The sequence below is a fragment of the Bacillus cereus group sp. MG4 genome (genome assembly GCF_040460055.1).
Taxonomy (GTDB): Bacteria; Bacillota; Bacilli; order Bacillales; family Bacillaceae_G; genus Bacillus_A; species Bacillus_A wiedmannii.
In genome coordinates, this window is sequence record NZ_JARVGZ010000001.1 from 3,994,828 (window position 1) to 4,015,681 (window position 20,854).

Below are 20,854 nucleotides of genomic sequence, written 5' to 3' on the forward strand. Positions count from 1 at the left end.
TGTATTTCTCTCCCATATTTATCATAAAACAATGGGGAAATAAAAACACCTATTAGCAAGGAAATCACAGATTATTTTGGTTATTATTGTATATGTACGATATAATAGAACCGTAGAATAGTGATATTTTCAAGCTTTCGTAGTTATACCTTATAACATCTAGAATCGACTTCATAAGAAAAGTATTCGGGCAGAGCGTTTCAAAAATATGTACAGTAATGCGATTTTGAAAACGGATTCATAATTGTGTTGTACAGTTGGTTGTAAGGAGAGGGGAAACTATGGCAGAACAGACAGTCCGTGTAACCGTGGATGGTAAAGAATTTTCCACATCGGGTGAAAAGACGATACTACAATTATTTAACGAGAGTAATTTGGAACATCCTCAAATTTGTCATGTACCAGAAGTAGATCCAATTCAAACTTGTGATACGTGTATTGTAGAAGTAAATGGGAAGTTATTACGTGCTTGTTCAACGAAATTAGAGAACGGTATGCATATCGAAAGACAGTCCCAGCGTGCAAAAGAGGCACAGACTGAGGCAATGGATCGAATATTAGAGAATCATTTATTGTATTGTACGGTTTGTGATAACAATAATGGTAACTGTAAAGTCCATAACACGGTACATATGATGGGAATCGAAGAACAGAAATATCCGTATGAGCCGAAAGTAAGTGCTTGTGAAGTGGATATGTCACATCCGTTTTATCGGTATGATCCAAATCAATGCATTGCTTGTGGACAGTGTGTAGAAGTATGTCAAAACTTACAGGTTAATGAAACTATATCGATAGACTGGAACTTAGATCGTCCACGTGTTATATGGGATCATGGTGTAAGCATAAATGACTCATCTTGTGTAAGTTGTGGGCAATGTGTAACAGTATGTCCATGTAATGCGTTAATGGAAAAATCAATGTTAGGTGAAGCTGGATTCATGACAGGATTAAAACCAGATGTGTTAGATCCGATGATTGATTTTGTAAAGGATGTAGAGCCTGGATATAGTAGTATTTTGGCAGTTTCAGAAGTAGAGGCTGCGATGCGTAAGACGAAAGTTAATAAAACAAAAACAGTTTGTACATTTTGTGGTGTCGGTTGTTCATTCGAAGTATGGACGAAAGATCGTCAAATTTTGAAAGTACAACCTGTTTCAGATGCACCTGTTAATGGTATTTCCACATGTGTAAAAGGTAAATTTGGATGGGACTTTGTAAATAGTGAAGATCGAATTACGAAGCCATTAATTCGCCAAGGAGATATGTTTGTTGAAGCTTCATGGGAAGAAGCATTAGAAGTTGTTGCTTCTAACATGCAGCATATTAAATCTGAATATGGCAGCGATGCATTTGGATTCATTTCTTCATCGAAAGTAATGAATGAAGAAAATTACCTTATGCAAAAACTAGCTCGACAAATATATGGAACGAATAATGTAGACAACTGTTCTCGTTACTGTCAGTCGCCAGCGACAGATGGTTTATTTAAAACTGTCGGTATGGGCGGGGATGCTGGAACAGTGAAAGATATAGCTGAAGCAGGACTTGTCATTATCGTTGGCGCGAATCCAACAGAAGGACATCCTGTACTTGCGACGCGTGTAAAACGTGCTCATAAATTACACGAGCAAAAACTAATTGTAGCAGACCTCCGTAAACATGAAATGGCAGAGCGTGCGGATTTATTTATTCATCCGAGTCAAGGAACGGATTACGTATGGCTTGCTGGTATTACGAAATATATTATTGATCAAGATTGGCATGATAAAAAGTTCATAGCTGAAAACGTAAAGAATTTTGATGAATATAGCAAAATGGTAGAGAAATATACGCTGGACTATACAGAGAAAATTACAGGGATTTCGAAAGAAAATCTGAAAGAAATGGCTCGTATGGTATATGAAGCAGATGGTACTTGTATACTTTGGGGAATGGGTGTAACTCAAAATACAGGAGGAAGTACGACATCAGCAGCAATTTCAAATTTACTACTTGTTACGGGTAACTACCGTCGTCCTGGTGCAGGTGCATATCCATTAAGAGGACATAATAACGTACAAGGTGCTTGTGATATGGCAACATTACCAAACTGGCTTCCAGGTTATCAAGCAGTATCAGATGATACGCTTCGTGCTAAGTTTGAAAAAGCATATGGTACAACTATTCCGAAAGCGCCAGGATTAAATAATATTGCAATGTTACTTGCGGCAGAAGAAGGAAAACTACGTGGTATGTATGTCATGGGTGAAGAAATGGCTTTAGTCGATTCAAATGCGAACCATGTACAACATATTTTATCGAATTTAGACTTCCTCGTTGTACAAGATATGTTCTTATCAAAAACAGCTCGTTTTGCTGATGTTATTTTACCGGCAGCACCAAGCTTAGAAAAAGAAGGAACGTTTACGAATACAGAGCGCCGTATTCAAAGATTATATGAAGTATTGAAACCGCTTGGTGATTCCAAACCAGATTGGTGGATTTTGCAAAAAGTTGCTCGTGCACTGGGCGGGGATTGGAATTACGAAAGTCCAAGTGAAATTATGGACGAAATCGCATCACTTGCACCGTTATACTCTCAAGCGACGTATGACCGTCTAGAAGGATGGAATAGTTTATGTTGGGGTAGTCATGATGGTAGCGATACACCGCTATTATATGTAGACGGATTTAACTTCCCGGATAAACTTGCTCGTTTATCATTAGATGAATGGGTACCACCGGTTGTAGCACCAGATGAGTATGATTTACTTTTAAATAATGGACGCATGCTTGAGCATTTCCATGAAGGGAATATGACGAATAAGTCGGCTGGTATTTTATCTAAAGTATCTGAAGTATTCGTTGAAATTTCACCGGAACTTGCTATAGAGCGCAATGTGAAAGATGGTGGTCTTGTGGAATTAGCATCACCATTTGGGAAAATTAAAGTACAAGCGCTTATTACAGATCGTGTAACGGGGAAAGAGCTATATTTACCGATGCATGCAACAGTAAATGAAGAAGCGATTAATATTTTAACTGGGACGGCAACAGACATTTATACGTGTACACCGGCGTATAAACAAACGATGGTGAAAATGCGTGTGTTACGTGAAAAAGGAAACCGCCCGTTACCATCTTCGAACCCGCGAGATAAAAAGCGTAATCCGCAAAATGGTGTTGAAATCGAGCAAAAGTGGCAAAGAAAACAATACGTATCACTTGTGGACTAGGGGGCGGAGATAGTGGCGAAAGAAATTACGTTAATTAAAAAGAAAGTTGTAACAGAGGAAGAACAGAAACAGCAAGTAGCAGATGAACTTCTAAATGAGCTATCTAATAATCGTGAAGCAGTAGAAGAAACAATGCAGCTTTTAGCACAGTTGCAAAAGGCTGGTATATTAGATGCGGCGATTAGTTTACTTGCTGCGAAGGAAGATGTTTCAAAAATCGCTGTGGAGCAATTAAATCGTGAACCAGTTAAAAATGCACTTAACAATATGATGGGAGCGGGGGAAGCACTATCCTCAGTTGACCCAGAAGTAACGAAGCAAATCACATCGAGTTTAGTCACTGGATTACAATTTGCAACAGATGAATTAAATAGTGGCAAAAAAACAAAAGTGATGGATTTCTTTAAAGTGTTAAAAGATCCAGATATCAATAGAGCCATTACATTCGGTTTTAGCTTCTTGAAAGCATTTGGACAAGGGTTAGAGAAAAAATAGAGTAGATGAAAAAAGTGATGGGGAGTAACCATCACTTTTTTCATTGTATGTATAAGAGTGTTCATGTTAAGCGGAATATATTATTATTAAAAAGATGGATTAGAAATGGAAATGTGGAATCCATCTCAAATATCGTTTTAGAATGTGGAGGAATATATGCAACACCGTAAAAGACTATCTATACCAGGAGTAATTGGACATTCCTTTCAAACAGTTAGATTTGCTTTTTGGAATGTATTAACCTTTCAACTTGCTTATAAATTATTAGCAGCGATTGTATTTGTCCCGCTATTTGGGATCATTTTTAATAAGTTATTGTATTTTGGTGGTTATGCAAATGCGACGAATGATGAATTATTAGCGTTTTTAAAGACGCCATACGGCATATTGGCAATCGTAATTTTATCATTGTTAGCACTGTTTCTTATCTTTACGGAATTTGCGGTGCTTATTATTATTTCGTACTTTGCTCATAAAAGGCAAAAGGTGAGATTACGTCCGATTTTGTATAAAACAGTAACGTATTTACCTTCCCTTTTTACATATTGCTTACCAGGATTTGTTTTGTACGCAGTTGTGTTATTACCACTATTAAGTACGGGGTATAAATCTGCATTGATTCCTGAGATTCAAATTCCTAATTTTATTACAGGCGAACTATTTAAGACAACAATGGGTCAAGTTGGATATTATACTTTCTTTGCTGTAGTTGCCTATTTAAATCTTCGTTGGATCTTTGTTTTACCTATTATTGTTTTAGAGGAAAAGCCGTTCCGCACCGCAGCACGAAAAAGTGCAAACTTAGTAAAAGAAAGCTTTTTTAAAGTATTATTCTTTTTATTAGGTTTTTTCATATCTGTAGGAATTGTCTTTCTTTTATTTATAGGAATTTATTTACTTTGTCTGTGGGGAGTATATGAATTTACAAACCCAGCAGGGACATTTGCATTATTAGCGGAATCAACGATGTCTGTGTTTTTAACGAGTACATTGTATTTATTTAGCTTTATCGTGACACCATTTTATATTATGGCGATTACGCGATTGTATTTACAAAAGGTTCCAGTTGAAGATGTTTTATTAGAAGAAGGATTAGATTATTCGAAAACGAAAGCAGATAAATGTTTCTTCCAAAAACATCGTTGGAAATTTATTGGCGTATATATTGTAGGAATTATTACTGCGGGAATGGTAGTTGCCTTCATTGTGACCTTTATTACAAACACATATAAAGAACCAATTATTATGGCTCATCGTGGTTATATTTCAAAAGGTGTAGAGAATACGAAAGAAGCTGTGCAGGGGGCTATTGATGCGAAAGCAGACTATGCTGAAATTGATGTACTGCAAACGAAAGACGGTGAACTAGCAGTTATACATGATTTGAAGCTAAAACGTCTTGCTAATGCTAATGTTCATGTGTCAGATTTAACGATGGACGAGTTAAGACAGCTTACTCTTAGTCAAGATGGGTTTTCAGGACAAATAAGTACACTTGATGAGATTATTAAGCTGTCAAAGGACAAAATCAAACTTAATATTGAAGTGAAGCTTCATGGTGGCGAAAAAGATTTCGTAAACAAAGTATTAAAAGTGATTAAAGATAATGAATTTGAGAAGCAATGTGTCATTCAAACGTTACACTATCCGCTTATTAAAGAGTTTAAACGTGCAAATCCCAATATAAAAGTAGGATATATACTGTATGCAAGTAGAGCTAACTTAAAGAATGTGAAAGCTGATTTTTATGTAGCAGAAGAATACATGTTAAATAAGAAATTAGTAAAAGAAGCAAGAAAGTTAAACAAGCCGATTTACGTATGGACGGTAAATGATATGGAAAGTTTAAAGGGATATTATAAATTAAACGTAGATGGTATCATTACCGATTATCCTGAAGATGCACGTGAAACAATTAAGATGTTAAAAGAGCAAGAAGCGGAAGAAAGTGATTTGTTTGATAAAATTACTGAAACAACAGATGATTTATTTTCCAAGTTATTTATAAGTTACCCAGCTGCGGGCTAAATGCCTGCAGTTGTTTTTTTAGGAAAAGAATATATCTCTAAAGTATTGTGTACAGTAATAAGTGTATATGTATACGTCGATACTTAGGTTTCTTACATTGTTACATTATTGTCGAATAATAAATGATTGCTTCTTATTTTTAGGGCGTATAATAAAAATAGAGTGATAGATAATGAAATAGAACGAAGATACTAATAGAATCAATGTTCCATATATTTACACTATTCTAGAGGGTGTTGCAAAACTAAAATAAATATGCAATGTTATGAATCAGAAAAACTAGCTGAACATGTAATAAATAGCGATTTTGACCATACCAACGTGGCTGTTCCAGCCCTTTATCTTTGAGATGACCAAACTGTTGTTCAATTTTCCCACGCTCTTTCATCAACTGTTTGCCAAAGATGGTTTGTGCAAAATGAGATAATACACGGCGATGTGTACTTTTGCTTTGTTCGCCATTACGTGGGTTAATTGGATTCACCGCAAAAATATCACATGTTTTTGCAATTTCATAAATGCGCTGACTATCATAAGCAGCATCTGCAATGGAAAATAACACATTTTGATTTTGTATATCTTGAAGCAATACAGGAGCCATTTTGCTATCATGTACGTTCGCTGTTGTAAATGCATACGACAATACAACACCTTCTGGTGTAGAACAGACATGAGCTTTATATCCCTTATACCAACCATAACGAGTAGATTTCCCCCATTTTGCTTGGGAATCATATAAACTACTCCGTAAGGCAGTGCTATCAATTAAAACACACGGAATTAATCCTAAATTCATTTCTTCAAGAGTTTGTTTATGAATCAACGGAATACCTTCATTGCGAAACCAAGTTCCTACACGTGAGAAAGTGGATATATGAGGAACAAAGGAAAGACCACAAGATACACGAAATGAAGGATATTGATGCAAAAAGCGAGTTAACTTACGTAATGAATTGATTTGGAATACCGTTTTCACAAAAAAACATTTGAGTAAAGCTTTTCTACAGATAGGTGGGCGGCCTGTAATAGGCGGAACGCCTCCAATGGTTAAACTGTCTACGTAGGCAAATAAAATGTGTAAAATGGATTGATTGTGATCAAAATTGGTTATCATACTAGTAAATCCGTCCTTTCTGGAGATAGTTTAGGGTACTATCATTCTTCCAGGAAAACGGATTTTTTTATGCATTTATTTTTGAATATTTATGAGTTTTGCAACACCCTCTATTCTAAATATATAAACTTTAAAAAAATGGTATGTTAGCGTTTTCATAACTTTTAAGTTATGCTAGAATAAGGACATAAGTTATTAATTATTACAAAAAGAAAAAAGAATCTCTTTTTTCTGTTAATTATAAGGGGGCATTTCATTATGCGTATTGGGGTACCAGCAGAAATTAAAAACAACGAAAACCGTGTGGCAATGACACCAGCAGGTGTTGTACATTTAATTCGTAACAATCACGAAGTATTCATTCAAAAGGGTGCAGGTTTAGGATCTGGTTTCACAGATGCTCAGTATGTTGAAGCGGGAGCAAAAATTGTTGATACAGCTGAAGAAGCTTGGAACATGGAAATGGTTATGAAAGTTAAGGAACCAGTTGAAAGCGAATACAAACACTTCAGCGAAGGTTTAATCTTATTCACATACTTACACTTAGCTCCAGAACCAGAATTAACAAAAGCATTAATCGAAAAGAAAGTTGTTTCTATTGCATATGAAACAGTACAATTAGAAAACCGTTCTCTACCATTACTTGCACCTATGAGTGAAGTAGCTGGTCGTATGGCTGCACAAATTGGTGCACAATTCCTTGAGAAAAACAAAGGCGGTAAAGGTATTTTACTTGCAGGTGTTCCAGGGGTTAAACGTGGTAAAGTAACAATCATCGGTGGTGGACAAGCTGGTACAAATGCTGCTAAAATTGCAGTTGGACTAGGTGCGGATGTAACAATCATCGACTTAAGTGCAGAACGTCTTCGTCAATTAGATGACATTTTCGGAAACCAAGTAAAAACTTTAATGTCTAATCCTTACAATATTGCAGAAGCTGTAAAAGAGTCTGATCTTGTAATCGGTGCAGTATTAATCCCAGGTGCAAAAGCGCCAAAACTTGTAACAGAAGAAATGATTCAATCAATGGAACCAGGTTCTGTTGTTGTAGATATCGCGATTGACCAAGGTGGTATTTTCGAAACAACTGACCGTATTACAACTCATGATAACCCAACTTACGAAAAACACGGCGTTGTTCATTATGCAGTTGCAAACATGCCAGGTGCGGTTCCACGTACATCAACTCTTGCATTAACAAACGTAACAGTACCATATGCAGTACAAATTGCTAACAAAGGCTACAAAGAAGCTTGCCTAGGAAACGCTGCATTACTAAAAGGTATTAACACATTAGACGGCTATGTAACATTCGAAGCAGTTGCAGAAGCTCACGGTGTAGAGTACAAAGGTGCTAAAGAATTATTAGAAGCAGAAACAGTATCTTGCTAATAGCAGCATTATACAAAATAAAATCGAACAATATATAAACCAACATGATAAGAGCTAAGAGTGAAGATCTCTTAGCTCTTCTTGGCAAAAGGGGGCATACATCGTGGCCAACCTATTTAAAAAGAAATCCGTTACGCAATTGTTAGGGGAAAGTAAAAGTAAAACTTTAACAAAAACGCTAGGGGCATTTGACCTAACAATGCTAGGGATTGGTGCGATAATTGGTACAGGAGTTCTAGTATTAACTGGATTAGTAGCAGCAAGAGATGCTGGTCCAGCAGTTATTTTCTCATTCATGATTGCAGCAATTGTTTGTGGATTTGCAGCTTTATGTTACGCAGAAGTTGCATCTACACTTCCTGTTTCAGGTAGTGTGTACACATATTCATATGCAACAATTGGTGAGTTTGTTGCCCATTTAATGGGATGGACATTGTTATCCGTATATGTCGTAACGACTGCCGCAGTAGCCGGAGGATGGACGGGTTATTTCCATAATTTAGTGAGCGGATTAGGACTTGAAATTCCTAAAGCCTTGTTAACGATTCCATCGCAAGGTGGTATGGTAAACTTACCAGCAGTTATCGTTACGTTAGTGATAACTTGGTTATTATCACGAGGCACGAAAGAAAGTAAGCGTGTGAATAACATAATGGTATTAATTAAAATTGGTATTGTTGTTTTATTCATTGCAGTTGGTGTATTCTACGTGAAACCAGAAAACTGGATACCATTTGCACCGTACGGTTTAAGTGGAGTGTTCGCAGGGGGAGCAGCAGTATTCTTTGCTTTCTTAGGATTTGATGCATTAGCAACTTCTGCTGAAGAAGTAAAAAATCCGCAACGTGATCTACCGATTGGTATTATTGCTTCGTTAGTTATTTGTACAATCATTTATGTTGTAGTTTGTCTCGTTATGACAGGTATGGTTTCTTATAAAGAATTAGATGTACCAGAAGCTATGGCATATGTGTTAGAAGTTGTAGGACAAGACAAAGTAGCAGGTATAATCGCAATTGGAGCTGTAATTGGTATTATGGCTGTAATTTTCGCTTACATTTATGCAACAACTCGTGTATTCTTCGCAATGAGCCGTGACGGTTTATTGCCAAAATCTTTCGCGAAAATTAACAAGAAGACTGAAGCGCCAACATTTTCAGTTTGGTTAACAGGAATTGGTAGTGCTTTAATTGCTGGATTTATCGATTTAAAAGAATTGTCGAATTTAGCGAATATTGGAGCGTTATTAACATTCGCCATGGTTGGTGTAACTGTTATCATTCTTCGTAAAACGCATCCGAAATTACAACGTGGATTTATGGTACCACTTGTACCGATCTTACCGATTATTTCAGTTGCATGTTGTCTATTCTTAATGGTAAATTTACCATTAAAAACATGGATATACTTCGGTGTTTGGTTAGCAATCGGAGTAGTTGTATACTTTGTTTATTCGAAAAAACATAGTCATTTAAAAGACGATGGAAGTTCGCAGGATAATTTAGAACAAGCTAATTAAAAGGGATATAAGTATAGTAAGCCTTGTGCGTCTAGGGAGCGCGCAAGGCTTTTTTCTTTTGGGCAAAATGTACATCCTTTTTTGTATGAGAATGTAATGGATGCGGAAAATATGTGTACGTCTTATTAAAATGTGAACAAAATGTTCGGAAAAATGTATGAGATTTCATTGACACATATGAATGGACGCTCATATAATAAGAGTATAAGATATATGAATAATTGTTCATATGTTCAAATGAAGAGGTGAGCTATAATGGCTGTAAATAAAGTAGAAACACCACAAGAGACATGTTCTCAAACGATAATTCATGAAGAAGTTGTTGATCAAGTAAAACAAACAATTCCAACTGATGAAAGTTTAAGTAAAGTAGCAGAATTATTTAAAGTATTAGGCGATCGTACACGGACGAGAATATTACATGCATTATTTGAAGCTGAAATGTGTGTTTGTGATTTAGCTTATTTATTAGGAATGACACAATCATCTATTTCGCATCAGCTTCGTGTGTTAAAGCAAGCGAAACTTGTAAAGAATCGTAAAGAAGGAAAGGTCGTTTATTATTCGTTAGCTGACCAGCACGTAATTCATATCTTCGAGCAAGCGTTTGAACACGTAAACGAGGAAGAATAAAAAGAACGCGAGGAGGGAGAACGATGGCTGAAGCATTAGTGAAAAAGAAACTGGTGTTAGAAGGTTTAGATTGTGCGAACTGTGCAATGAAAATTGAAAAAGGCGTTGGGAATATAGAAGGAGTAAATTCTTGCTCTGTAAATTTCGCGACAAAAACAATGGTTTTAGAAACAGCACAAAATACAGAAAGCGAAGTTGTTACAGAAGCAAAACAACTCGTTACAAAATTAGAACCGCACATTAAAGTGCAAGAAGAAAACAACAGAAAAGTAGCAAAAGAAGTGTTTATATTAGAAGGTTTAGATTGCGCAAACTGTGCGATGAAGATTGAAAATAAAGTGAAAGAAATGCCCACTGTTTCAGCAGCAACTGTTGATTTCGTATCAAAGAAATTAAGAGTTGAAGTAGCGAATAAAAGAGAATTAGAAGCGACTGTAGCAAATATAACAAATATCGTTCAAAAGTTAGAACCAGATGTAAAAGTTGTTCGTGAAGAAAAAGGTGGGCATGACCACGGACATAGTCACGACCATGGTGAAGCAAATGTGAAAAAGATGGTAGGACGATTAGTGGTCGGCGGAATTTTGACAGCAATTGCTGCATTAGCGGGCTTACCACAAATGATAACAATTCCGTTATTCGTCCTTGCGTATTTATTAATAGGCGGAGATATCGTTTGGAGAGCGGTAAGAAACATAACTCGCGGCCAAGTGTTCGATGAGAACTTCTTAATGGCAATTGCAACACTAGGAGCTTTTGCGATTCAACAATATTCAGAAGCTGTTGCGGTAATGCTATTCTATCAAGTAGGGGAACTATTCCAAAGTATTGCGGTCAATCGCTCCCGAAAGTCAATTACTTCATTAATGGATATCCGTCCTGATTATGCGAATGTGAAGGTTGGAAATGAAACGAAACAAGTATCACCAGAAGATGTACAAATCGGCGATTATATTATCGTGAAGCCTGGTGAGAAAGTACCATTAGACGGAAAAGTAGTTGAAGGAACATCAATGGTAGATACTTCAGCATTGACTGGTGAATCTGTACCACGTGAAGTCGAAGTTGGAAATGATGTATTAAGTGGTTTTGTGAACCAAAATGGTGTATTAACAATTGAAGTGACAAAAGAATTTGGTGAATCAACTGTATCAAAAATTTTAGATTTAGTTCAAAATGCAAGCAGTAAAAAAGCGCCAACAGAAAACTTTATTACGAAGTTCGCGCGTTACTACACTCCAGTTGTAGTTATTACAGCAGCGATCATGGCGTTTATTCCACCACTTATTTTAGAAGGAGCTACATTCTCAGAATGGATTTATAGAGCTTTAGTGTTCTTAGTAATCTCTTGTCCATGTGCGTTAGTTGTATCTATTCCTCTTGGATTCTTTGGAGGAATTGGTGGTGCATCTAAAAGTGGTGTGTTAATAAAAGGAAGTAACTATTTAGAAGCTTTAAATGATGTGAAATATATTGTTTTTGATAAAACAGGAACATTAACAAAAGGTGTCTTCAAAGTTACAAAAATGGAATCAAGCGAAGGTATTACAAATGAAGAATTATTAGAGTATGCAACATTTGCTGAAGTGTATTCTAATCATCCAATTGCACAATCTATTCGAAAGGCATACGGAAAATCAATTGATGAAAAAATAATCGATGAGTATAGCGAAATTTCTGGTCACGGTACAGTCGTAAAAGTACAAGGAAAAGAAATTTTTGCAGGTAATGCTAAATTAATGAAAAAAGAAAACATTACATTTAAGCAACCAGAAACGGTAGGTACATTAGTTCACGTTGCTGTAGATGGGGAATATGCAGGTTATATCGTTATCTCTGATGAGGTAAAAGAAGATTCAAAACAAGCAATTCAAAAATTAAAAGAACTAGGTATTAAGAAGACAGTCATGTTAACGGGTGATGCAAAATCCGTTGGTGAAGCTGTTGGTAAAGAATTAGGTTTAGATGAAGTTCACGCAGAACTATTACCGCAACAAAAAGTCGAAGAGATTGAAAAAATTGATGCGGCGAAGAACGGAAAAGAAAAAGTTGCTTTCGTTGGTGATGGTATTAATGACACACCGGTATTAGCAAGAGCAGATGTTGGTATTGCGATGGGTGGTTTAGGATCAGATGCAGCGATTGAGGCGGCAGACATCGTTATTATGACTGATGAGCCTTCAAAAATTGCAACAGCCTTAAATATTGCAAAACGCACACGACGCATTGTATGGCAGAATATCATCTTTGCATTAGGGGTAAAAGGATTAGTTTTATTACTTGGTGCTTTTGGTATTGCAACAATGTGGGAAGCTGTCTTCTCAGATGTTGGTGTGACACTACTTGCAGTGTTAAATGCAATGCGTGTACTACGAGTGAAAGATTTATAAAAAAGAGGACGCAACCTGCGTCCTCTTTTTTAGGTTATTTTGTTGAAATTGACTCAATAAAATAATAACAAATATTATTTTATAAATAAATAACGTAATATTAAAAATAAAAAATATTTGTCGTACTATTTTAATATATTTTCCACAAAGATACATATCGTATTGAAAAAAACAGAGAAGGAAAAGCTTCTCTGTTTTATTTTTGTATATTTTTTTCAACTTGTTCTCGAACAGTTTGAATGTAATTCATTTTATGATCCCAACATTCTTGACTTAAATCGACAGGGTACTCTTCGGGATTTAAAGTTCGCATATATTCTTCCCAAAATAGTGCGAGACTCTGTTCGTTATATTTTTGAATATCTAATATATCTGGTAATTCATATGTTCTTTCGCCGTTAATGAAAATGTCTTTATGCAGTTCGCGTGCTTCAAAGTTTGTTACAAATTTACTTATATACGTGTGAACAGGATGAAACATTTTTAAACGTTCTTCTTTTCCTGGCTCTTCAGAATCTAATGCAATATAATCGCCCTCTGCATGATCGTTAACTCGATTGATAATGCGATAAATTCGTTTCAGTCCTGGAGTGGTAATTTTTTCAGGGTTAGATGAAATTTTAATTGTATCATTTAACTTTCCATCAGTATCTTCAATCGCAACTAGTTTATAGACAGCCCCTAACGCTGGTTGTTCAAAGGACGTAATTAATTTTGTTCCAACGCCCCATACATCAATTTTTGCGCCTTGAGATTTCAAGTGCATAATTGTGTATTCATCTAAATCGCTAGAAGCAATAATTTTTGTATTTGTAAACCCAGCTTCATCTAGTAGTTTTCTTGCCTTTTTAGATAAATAAGCCATATCACCACTATCAAGGCGAATTCCATAAAAATCGATACGATCCCCAAACTCTTTCGCGACGCGAATCGCATTTGGAACACCTGATTTTAAAGTGTCGTATGTATCAACGAGAAAGACACATTTTTTATGAGTTTCAGCGTATTTCTTAAACGCGACATATTCATCGCGATATGCTTGAACGAAAGAGTGAGCGTGTGTGCCTGCTACAGGTATTCCGAAGCGCTTCCCCGCCCGTACGTTACTCGTAGATGAGAAACCACCAATAAAGGCAGCGCGTGTGCCCCAAAGAGCAGCATCAAACTCGTGGGCACGTCTTGTGCCGAATTCTAAAAGTTCATCGTTATTTGCAGCATGCTTCATACGAGCAGCTTTTGTTGCAATTAATGTTTGGTAATTCACAATGTTTAACAGGGCAGTTTCAATAATTTGTGCTTCGCCGAGCGGTGCGTCAACACGTAATAAAGGCTCGTTATTAAATACCACTTCACCTTCTTGCATACTTCGAACGGTCCCAGTGAATTCCATATTTTGTAAATAATGAAGGAATTCTTCTTCAAATTGTAATTCTGCTAAATAAGCGATATCGCTTTCGGTAAAGCTGAAGTTTTCTATGTACTCTACAATCTTTTCAAGGCCAGCAAAAACAGCATAACCGTTCTCGAATGGAAGCTTTCGAAAGTATAAATCAAACACCGAGCGGCGATTATGAATACCATCTTTCCAATATGTATAAGCCATATTAATTTGATATAAATCTGTATGTAAGGCATAGCTATCGTCTTTATAATAAGTCATCGCGAAACCACCTCCATAATTTGGTTATAGTATACCAATTTTTAATCACTCGTAGCAAAGAATGGATATGAAAGTAGAGTCAAGAGGGAAAAAAATGAAATATTGCATATTTTTTAGAAAATTAACATTTATCAATTTATATTTCTCAAGATTTTATGTATTATTAGAGTAATGGGGGTAATGAGAATGGAGGAGGACAATGCAACAAACATTAGAAAAAATAGGCAAACAAGTCTTTTATAAACGGCTACAGCAAAAAATGACACAAGAAGAATTATGTCAGGGCATTTGTTCTGTCTCATACTTAAGTAAAATCGAAAATGGAAAGATCGAGGCATCAGAAGAAATTCTACAATTGCTCTGCACAAGGTTAGAAATTGCCGTGACGGATTTGAGAGATGTAGAAGAAGATGTGAAGGGGAAGCTGGATGAATGGTTGAATGCACTAGTTCATTTGGACAAGCCACAAGTAGAGCGCATATATGAAGAATTACAAGGTGAAATGAAGCATGTTTTGGATTTTGAAATTATAAATTATTATAGACTGCTTTATACGCGTTATTTAATTATGAAACGAGATTTTCTTGCTGTTGAAGAAGAATTAGAGAGATTAAAAAAGATGTACAAAAAGTATTCGCCATTTCAGAAATTATTATATACGTATAGTAAAGGTCTATATTATTTTTTACAGCATAAATATAAAACGGCCTTAGATTATTTAGTTCAAACTGAAGTGATGGCGAAAGAACAAGGCTATTATGAAACTGGAATCTATTATAATTTAGCTCTTGTTTATAATGAATTAGAAATAGAACATATGGCTTTACATTTTGCTCATTTAGCTATGGAAGGCTTTAAGAATGAATATAAATTTCGTCATGTGATTAATTGCCAGTTATTAATAGGTTTAAGTTATATACAGAAAAAACAATATAACGAAGCTTTAGGAATTTATAGAAATATTTTAAGAGAGGCTAATTCTTTTGCGGATAAAGATAACATAACAGCGATTGCTCTAAATAACATGGGGTATTTACATTACCATTTAAAGGATTATGCAAAAGCGAAAGAGTATTATTTACAATGTTTACAATACAAGAAGGAAGAAGATTTAGATTACATTGATGCTGTATATGAGATTGCATTGCAATGTATTGAATTGAAGGAATTTGAAGAAGTAAAAGAGTGGATTAATAAAGGGATAGAAGTTGCGAAAAGAGATGAGAAGTATAAAAGTATGTTATATACACTTTTAATACTTCAATATAAATATTTTGAAGAGAAGGGGGTGTATAAAAAGTTTTTAGAAACAGAAGCTTTAACATTTTTTAAGCAAGAGGAAAATAAAAAAGATTTAAAAAAGGTATATTTAGAATTAGCAAAATATCATGAAGAAGTATTAGAATTCCGAGAAAGTAATCGGTATTATAGACTAACTATTAATTTATTAGAAGAAAAGGGAGGAAGATGAATATGAAGAAAATGATTTTTGGTGCATTAGCATTAGTGGCTATATTAGTAGTGTTAGAACCTCAATATGCTTGGACTGGAGATATGTATGGTCAAGCTAAAGAAGTAATAGAAGTAATAAATTCTTAATGAGAAACCCCTTTCCAATCGGAAAGGGGTTTCTCAATATTTTTTCCCCAAAATCCTACAAAACTTGAGAAAATAATTATTTGAATTTTTAGTATATTAATAGTGGAAACATAGTGCTACGATAAAACTACTCTTTTTCAAAAAAATAATGTAACTACTCAGCTTCCTCACGGAGGCTTTTTTCATTTACTAGTCTGATATGTACTTTTTGTGTGAATACTAGATATATCATACAAGGAGGTGGTATTTATGTTGAAAAAACAAGAAATTCTAGCTGTCTATCAAAAGGGACCTCAAGCTATTTGCGATTTTGTTCATCAATTAGAAAGTCAAATACAGAATTTAAAAGAGCGTATAGAAGAATTAGAAAATCGTTCAAAAAAAAACTCTACAAATAGTCATAAACCACCCTCTACAGATGGTTTTCGTAAGCCTATTACAAAAAGTTTGCGAAAATCATCCCAGCGTCAAACCGGTGGCCAGTTGGGCCACAAAGGACATACTCTTGGTTTGACAGCGACTCCAGACCATACAATTACATATTCTCCTACCTATTGTACTTGTTGCTATACTTCTTTAGACCATGAGCCTGTAAAAGGATACCGCATTCGCCAAGTGTATGATTTACCACCTATCCAGATAGAAGTGACGGAACATAAAGTGGAACAAAAAGAATGCCCACATTGCCATTCTATTCAAGAATCCCAGTTTCCTTCTACTGTCTCTCGTCCTGTTCAATATGGTCCAAATATAAAAAGACTAATCCCCTATTTAACGCATTATCAGTGTCTTTCTTTAAAAAGAACAAAAGAATTCTTTCAAGATTGTTTTGGACATTCTATCAGTGAAGGAACGTTAGTCAATCATACAAACAGTTTTTCGGCTCAATTGCAGCCTTTTCTCCAAGAAGTAAAAGACCAGATCCTTCAGTCTTCTGTTGTCCATTTTGATGAAACCGGTATGCGTGTAGAAAATAAAACACAATGGTTACATACTGCCAGTACACCGGAGGTGACATTGCAACATATTCATCAAAAACGCGGAAAAGAAGCAATGGATGCTGGAGAAATCTTGCCGTCTTTTTCTGGAATCGCGATGCATGATGGTTGGAAATCATATGATGCGTATACAGATTGTCGTCACGTATTATGTAATGCCCACCTCTTACGAGATTTACAAGGAATTATAGATAGTACCGGAGAAAAATGGGCACAACAGATGCAGGAGTTTTTAACGCAAGCCTTAACGCTAAAAAAACAATACAAAGGACTCCTGCCAAAAGCAGAGCAAGAGAATCTGTCGACTGCCTATCAAGCTATATTAAAAGAAAAACAAGTATTTTCTTCAGAACCAAAAAAGAAAGGAAAACAGACGCCTGCTCAAAATTTATGGAATCGCTTCGTCAAATATGCTGACAGAATTCTAGCATTTTTAGAACATCCAGACATTCCATTTGATAACAATCAAGCAGAACGGGATATTCGAATGACGAAAGTCAAACAGAAAGTGTCTGGAACGTTTCGAAGTAAGAAAGGCGCAGAATCTTTTTGTCAGATACGAAGCTTTATAAGCACCATGAAAAAACAAAAACAATCTGTCTTACAAGCGATAGGTCAGGTTATAGAAACCGGAACGGTTCCTTGGAATTGCACGATTTCATAAGAGAAATTCTCGATTCGATCTAGATTCTTTCTCTTATGGGCATATTTTTTTTCATGTTTTCGAATTGGAAACATGTATTTAGCATGCTTTTTTGTCTGAGGAAGCTGAGTAGTTACAAAATAATTTATTAGGGGGAAGATTCATGAAAAAGAAAAGTTTAGCGTTAGTGTTAGCGGCAGGAATGGCAGTTACAACGTTTGGAGGGACAGGCTCTGCATTTGCGGATTCTAAAAATGTGCTCTCTACGAAGAAGTACAATGAAACGGTGAAATCACCTGAGTTTATTTCTGGTGATCTAACTGGAGCGACTGGTAAGAAAGCAGAATCTGTTGTGTTTGATTACTTAAACGCAGCAAAAGGTGATTATAAGTTAGGGGAAAAGAGTGCGCAAGATTCTTTCAAAGTAAAACAAGTGAAAAAAGATGCTGTAACTGATTCAACAGTAGTACGTATGCAACAAGTATATGAAGGAGTACCTGTATGGGGTTCTACGCAAGTAGCTCACGTAAGTAAAGATGGCTCTTTAAAAGTATTGTCTGGAACAGTTGCGCCTGATTTAGACAAAAAGGACAAGTTGAAAAATAAAAATAAGATCGAAGGTGCAAAAGCAATTGAAATTGCACAACAAGATTTAGGTGTAACACCGAAATATGAGGTAGAACCAAAAGCGGACTTATATGTATATCAAAATGGTGAAGAAACAACATATGCATACGTTGTAAACCTAAACTTCTTAGATCCAAGCCCAGGAAACTACTACTATTTCATTGAAGCAGACAGCGGTAAAGTATTAAATAAATATAATAAACTGGATCATGTAGCAAATGAAGATAAGTCACCAGTTAAGCAAGAGGCACCTAAACAGGAAGCAAAGCCAGCTGTAACAGGAACAAATAAAGTAGGAACTGGTAAAGGAGTATTAGGAGATACGAAATCGCTTAATACAACGTTATCTGGATCATCTTACTACTTACAAGATAATACACGCGGGGCAACAATTTTCACATATGATGCGAAAAATCGTACTACGTTGCCAGGAACTTTATGGGTAGATGCAGATAATGTTTTCAATGCAGCGTATGATGCAGCAGCAGTAGATGCTCATTACTATGCAGGTAAAACATATGATTATTGAGGGTGTTGCAAAACTAAAATAAATATGCAATGTTATGAATCAGAAAAACTAGCTGAACATGTAATAAATAGCGATTTTGACCATACCAACCATAACGAGTAGATTTCCCCCATTTTGCTTGGGAATCATATAAACTACTCCGTAAGGCAGTGCTATCAATTAAAACACACGGAATTAATCCTAAATTCATTTCTTCAAGAGTTTGTTTATGAATCAACGGAATACCTTCATTGCGAAACCAAGTTCCTACACGTGAGAAAGTGGATATATGAGGAACAAAGGAAAGACCACAAGATACACGAAATGAAGGATATTGATGCAAAAAGCGAGTTAACTTGCGTAATGAATTGATTTGGAATACCGTTTTCACAAAAAAACATTTGAGTAAAGCTTTTCTACAGATAGGTGGGCGGCCTGTAATAGGCGGAACGCCTCCAATGGTTAAACTGTCTACGTAGGCAAATAAAATTTGTAAAATGGATTGATTGTGATCAAAATTGGTTATCATACTAGTAAATCCGTCCTTTCTGGAGATAGTTTAGGGTACTATCATTCTTCCAGGAAACCGGATTTTTTTATGCATTTATTTTTGAATATTTATGAGTTTTGCAACACCCTCGATTATTATAAAGCTACTTTTAATAGAAATTCTATTAATGATGCAGGAGCACCATTAAAATCAACAGTTCATTACGGAAGTAAGTATAATAATGCATTCTGGAACGGCTCACAAATGGTATACGGAGATGGTGATGGTGTAACGTTCACTTCATTATCTGGTGGTATTGATGTAATTGGACACGAATTAACGCATGCTGTTACAGAGTATAGCTCAGATTTAATTTATCAAAATGAATCAGGAGCATTAAATGAAGCTATTTCAGATGTTTTTGGTACATTAGTAGAGTATTATGATAACCGTAACCCAGATTGGGAAATTGGTGAAGATATTTATACGCCTGGTAAAGCAGGAGATGCGCTTCGCTCTATGAGTGATCCAACGAAATATGGTGATCCAGACCATTACTCTAAGCGTTACACTGGTACTAGTGACAATGGTGGAGTTCATACGAACAGTGGTATCATTAACAAACAAGCTTATTTATTAGCAAATGGTGGTACACATTCTGGTGTAACTGTAACTGGTATTGGTAAAGATAAGTTAGGTGCAATTTATTACCGTGCAAATACACAATATTTCACGCAATCTACTACATTTAGCCAAGCTCGTGCTGGTGCAGTACAAGCTGCAGCTGATTTATATGGTGCGACTTCTGCGGAAGTAGCAGCAGTGAAGCAATCATTTAGTGCTGTTGGTGTAAACTAAGGGTTTAAGAGAGTATTATTAATAAAATACTTCAAAAATAAAGAAGGAGCCTATGCTCCTTCTTTATTTTTTTCTCCATTTTTTCCACAAATAAAACAATCCAACACACCCCGCGATTGTTACAATCCACTTCGCTTCATTCGTTCCATTCATGACATGATAGGCAGAATATACTTCGATTAACAAAGCCGGTATTTTACCTATTGTGCTGGCAATACTGAAAGAGAGTAATGACATTTTGCCTAGAGCGGCAAATAAAGTAACGATACTGGACGGGATGAAAGGTATGAATCGAAACGATAGAACGAGTAGAAAGGCCTCTCTACCTTCTACATAAAGTAGGCGTTCTACCTTTGGATACTTATTTACTTTGTTGTGAGTGAATTTCTGAAGGCCTATACGATAAATATAAAACGAGATAATAGCCCCTAATGCCTCACCTGCGATCGAAATAATGGTTCCGTTTGTTACACCAAAGAGCTGTATGTTAATGGCGGTCAAAAAAATACTAGGGATAAAACCTAAAAGACTGATGATGACGTTAATTAAGATACTAAGTGGAATTGCGATTGAATAATAGTCTGTTAAGAAGTTTTGAATTGTTTCAGCCATTGTTTAAAATCCTTTATCTTTTTTTGCATTACACCATATTTCTATTGTGTAAGCAAGTGCAAATTTACAT

General features: G+C 35.8%; 13 protein-coding genes and 3 pseudogenes. 12 read left to right on the forward strand and 4 right to left on the reverse strand.

Annotated features, from left to right (window positions below):
- Positions 1-281 precede the first annotated feature (281 nt).
- The 3 genes from fdhF to QCI41_RS20935 all read left to right on the forward strand — a co-directional run bounded on the left by fdhF (position 282) and on the right by QCI41_RS20935 (position 5,741).
- Positions 282-3,218 (forward strand): formate dehydrogenase subunit alpha, encoded by a 2,937-nt coding sequence (gene fdhF / locus QCI41_RS20925; protein WP_353836782.1) that lies wholly within the window; start codon positions 282-284, stop codon positions 3,216-3,218.
- Positions 3,219-3,230: 12 nt separating this feature from the next.
- The gene (locus QCI41_RS20930) at positions 3,231-3,713 is read left to right on the forward strand and encodes a helical membrane plugin domain-containing protein (RefSeq protein WP_001040529.1); all 483 of its coding nucleotides are present in this window, start codon (positions 3,231-3,233) and stop codon (positions 3,711-3,713) included.
- Between the two features lie 156 nt (positions 3,714-3,869).
- On the forward strand, positions 3,870-5,741 hold the full coding sequence (locus tag QCI41_RS20935) for a glycerophosphoryl diester phosphodiesterase membrane domain-containing protein (RefSeq protein ID WP_353836781.1): 1,872 nt from the start codon (positions 3,870-3,872) through the stop codon (positions 5,739-5,741).
- A gap of 244 nt (positions 5,742-5,985) precedes the next feature.
- On the opposite strand, the gene QCI41_RS20940 is transcribed toward QCI41_RS20935, so the two are convergent.
- The gene (locus tag QCI41_RS20940) at positions 5,986-6,855 is read right to left on the reverse strand and encodes a transposase (RefSeq protein WP_353836336.1); all 870 of its coding nucleotides are present in this window, start codon (positions 6,853-6,855) and stop codon (positions 5,986-5,988) included.
- A 258-nt stretch (positions 6,856-7,113) separates the two neighbouring features.
- Between QCI41_RS20940 and ald the strand changes: the two genes are divergently transcribed.
- The 4 genes from ald (at position 7,114) to QCI41_RS20960 (ending at position 12,789) form a co-directional block, all read left to right on the forward strand.
- Positions 7,114-8,247: an alanine dehydrogenase gene (ald, locus tag QCI41_RS20945; protein ID WP_001219752.1), complete on the forward strand. Its 1,134-nt coding sequence runs from the start codon at positions 7,114-7,116 to the stop codon at positions 8,245-8,247.
- Positions 8,248-8,350: 103 nt separating this feature from the next.
- On the forward strand, positions 8,351-9,766 hold the full coding sequence (locus QCI41_RS20950; RefSeq protein ID WP_001284892.1) for an amino acid permease: 1,416 nt from the start codon (positions 8,351-8,353) through the stop codon (positions 9,764-9,766).
- A gap of 255 nt (positions 9,767-10,021) precedes the next feature.
- Complete coding sequence (locus tag QCI41_RS20955; RefSeq protein ID WP_000290207.1) at positions 10,022-10,399, forward strand: ArsR/SmtB family transcription factor; 378 nt, start codon at positions 10,022-10,024, stop codon at positions 10,397-10,399.
- 23 nt (positions 10,400-10,422) lie between these two features.
- Positions 10,423-12,789, forward strand: coding sequence for a heavy metal translocating P-type ATPase (locus QCI41_RS20960; RefSeq protein ID WP_353836780.1), 2,367 nt, complete (start codon positions 10,423-10,425; stop codon positions 12,787-12,789).
- 196 nt (positions 12,790-12,985) lie between these two features.
- Here QCI41_RS20960 and QCI41_RS20965 read toward each other — a convergent pair whose 3' ends face one another.
- A complete protein-coding gene (locus tag QCI41_RS20965; RefSeq protein ID WP_353836779.1) occupies positions 12,986-14,449 on the reverse strand; it encodes a nicotinate phosphoribosyltransferase in 1,464 nt (487 codons plus the stop codon).
- 199 nt (positions 14,450-14,648) lie between these two features.
- Here QCI41_RS20965 and QCI41_RS20970 point away from each other — a divergent pair, with 199 nt between their 5' ends.
- The 4 genes and pseudogenes from QCI41_RS20970 to QCI41_RS20985 all read left to right on the forward strand — a co-directional run.
- Positions 14,649-15,920, forward strand: a complete 1,272-nt coding sequence (locus tag QCI41_RS20970) for a helix-turn-helix domain-containing protein (RefSeq protein WP_088082553.1) — start codon at positions 14,649-14,651, stop codon at positions 15,918-15,920.
- Between the two features lie 2 nt (positions 15,921-15,922).
- Entirely contained in the window at positions 15,923-16,048 is a 126-nt protein-coding gene (locus QCI41_RS20975) for an NprX family peptide pheromone (protein ID WP_000738188.1), read from the forward strand.
- A 249-nt stretch (positions 16,049-16,297) separates the two neighbouring features.
- The gene (tnpC, locus tag QCI41_RS20980; RefSeq protein ID WP_353836078.1) at positions 16,298-17,710 is read left to right on the forward strand and encodes an IS66 family transposase; all 1,413 of its coding nucleotides are present in this window, start codon (positions 16,298-16,300) and stop codon (positions 17,708-17,710) included.
- A 142-nt stretch (positions 17,711-17,852) separates the two neighbouring features.
- A pseudogene (locus tag QCI41_RS20985) lies at positions 17,853-18,842 on the forward strand (PepSY domain-containing protein); the annotation flags it as partial.
- Between the two features lie 58 nt (positions 18,843-18,900).
- On the opposite strand, the pseudogene QCI41_RS20990 reads toward QCI41_RS20985, so the two are convergent.
- Positions 18,901-19,353, reverse strand: a pseudogene (locus QCI41_RS20990) (transposase); the annotation flags it as partial.
- Positions 19,354-19,458: 105 nt separating this feature from the next.
- Here QCI41_RS20990 and QCI41_RS20995 point away from each other — a divergent pair.
- A pseudogene (locus QCI41_RS20995) lies at positions 19,459-20,172 on the forward strand (M4 family metallopeptidase); the annotation flags it as partial.
- A gap of 63 nt (positions 20,173-20,235) precedes the next feature.
- On the opposite strand, the gene QCI41_RS21000 reads toward QCI41_RS20995, so the two are convergent.
- Positions 20,236-20,784 carry a TVP38/TMEM64 family protein gene (locus tag QCI41_RS21000; RefSeq protein ID WP_046953834.1) on the reverse strand — a complete coding sequence of 183 codons (549 nt, stop codon included), beginning with the start codon at positions 20,782-20,784 and terminating at the stop codon, positions 20,236-20,238.
- Positions 20,785-20,854: the final 70 nt, after the last annotated feature.

What these genes read in the sequence shown, in the direction of transcription:
- QCI41_RS20960 (WP_353836780.1), top strand. Translation starts at nt 10,423, where the DNA reads ATGGCTGAAGCATTAGTGAAAAAGAAACTGGTGTTAGAAGGTTTAGAT.
- ald (WP_001219752.1), top strand. Translation starts at nt 7,114, where the DNA reads ATGCGTATTGGGGTACCAGCAGAAATTAAAAACAACGAAAACCGTGTG.
- QCI41_RS20975 (WP_000738188.1), top strand. Translation starts at nt 15,923, where the DNA reads ATGAAGAAAATGATTTTTGGTGCATTAGCATTAGTGGCTATATTAGTA.
- QCI41_RS21000 (WP_046953834.1), bottom strand. Translation starts at nt 20,784, where the DNA reads ATGGCTGAAACAATTCAAAACTTCTTAACAGACTATTATTCAATCGCA.
- QCI41_RS20935 (WP_353836781.1), top strand. Translation starts at nt 3,870, where the DNA reads ATGCAACACCGTAAAAGACTATCTATACCAGGAGTAATTGGACATTCC.
- QCI41_RS20940 (WP_353836336.1), bottom strand. Translation starts at nt 6,855, where the DNA reads ATGATAACCAATTTTGATCACAATCAATCCATTTTACACATTTTATTT.
- fdhF (WP_353836782.1), top strand. Translation starts at nt 282, where the DNA reads ATGGCAGAACAGACAGTCCGTGTAACCGTGGATGGTAAAGAATTTTCC.
- tnpC (WP_353836078.1), top strand. Translation starts at nt 16,298, where the DNA reads ATGTTGAAAAAACAAGAAATTCTAGCTGTCTATCAAAAGGGACCTCAA.
- QCI41_RS20955 (WP_000290207.1), top strand. Translation starts at nt 10,022, where the DNA reads ATGGCTGTAAATAAAGTAGAAACACCACAAGAGACATGTTCTCAAACG.
- QCI41_RS20965 (WP_353836779.1), bottom strand. Translation starts at nt 14,449, where the DNA reads ATGACTTATTATAAAGACGATAGCTATGCCTTACATACAGATTTATAT.
- QCI41_RS20970 (WP_088082553.1), top strand. Translation starts at nt 14,649, where the DNA reads ATGCAACAAACATTAGAAAAAATAGGCAAACAAGTCTTTTATAAACGG.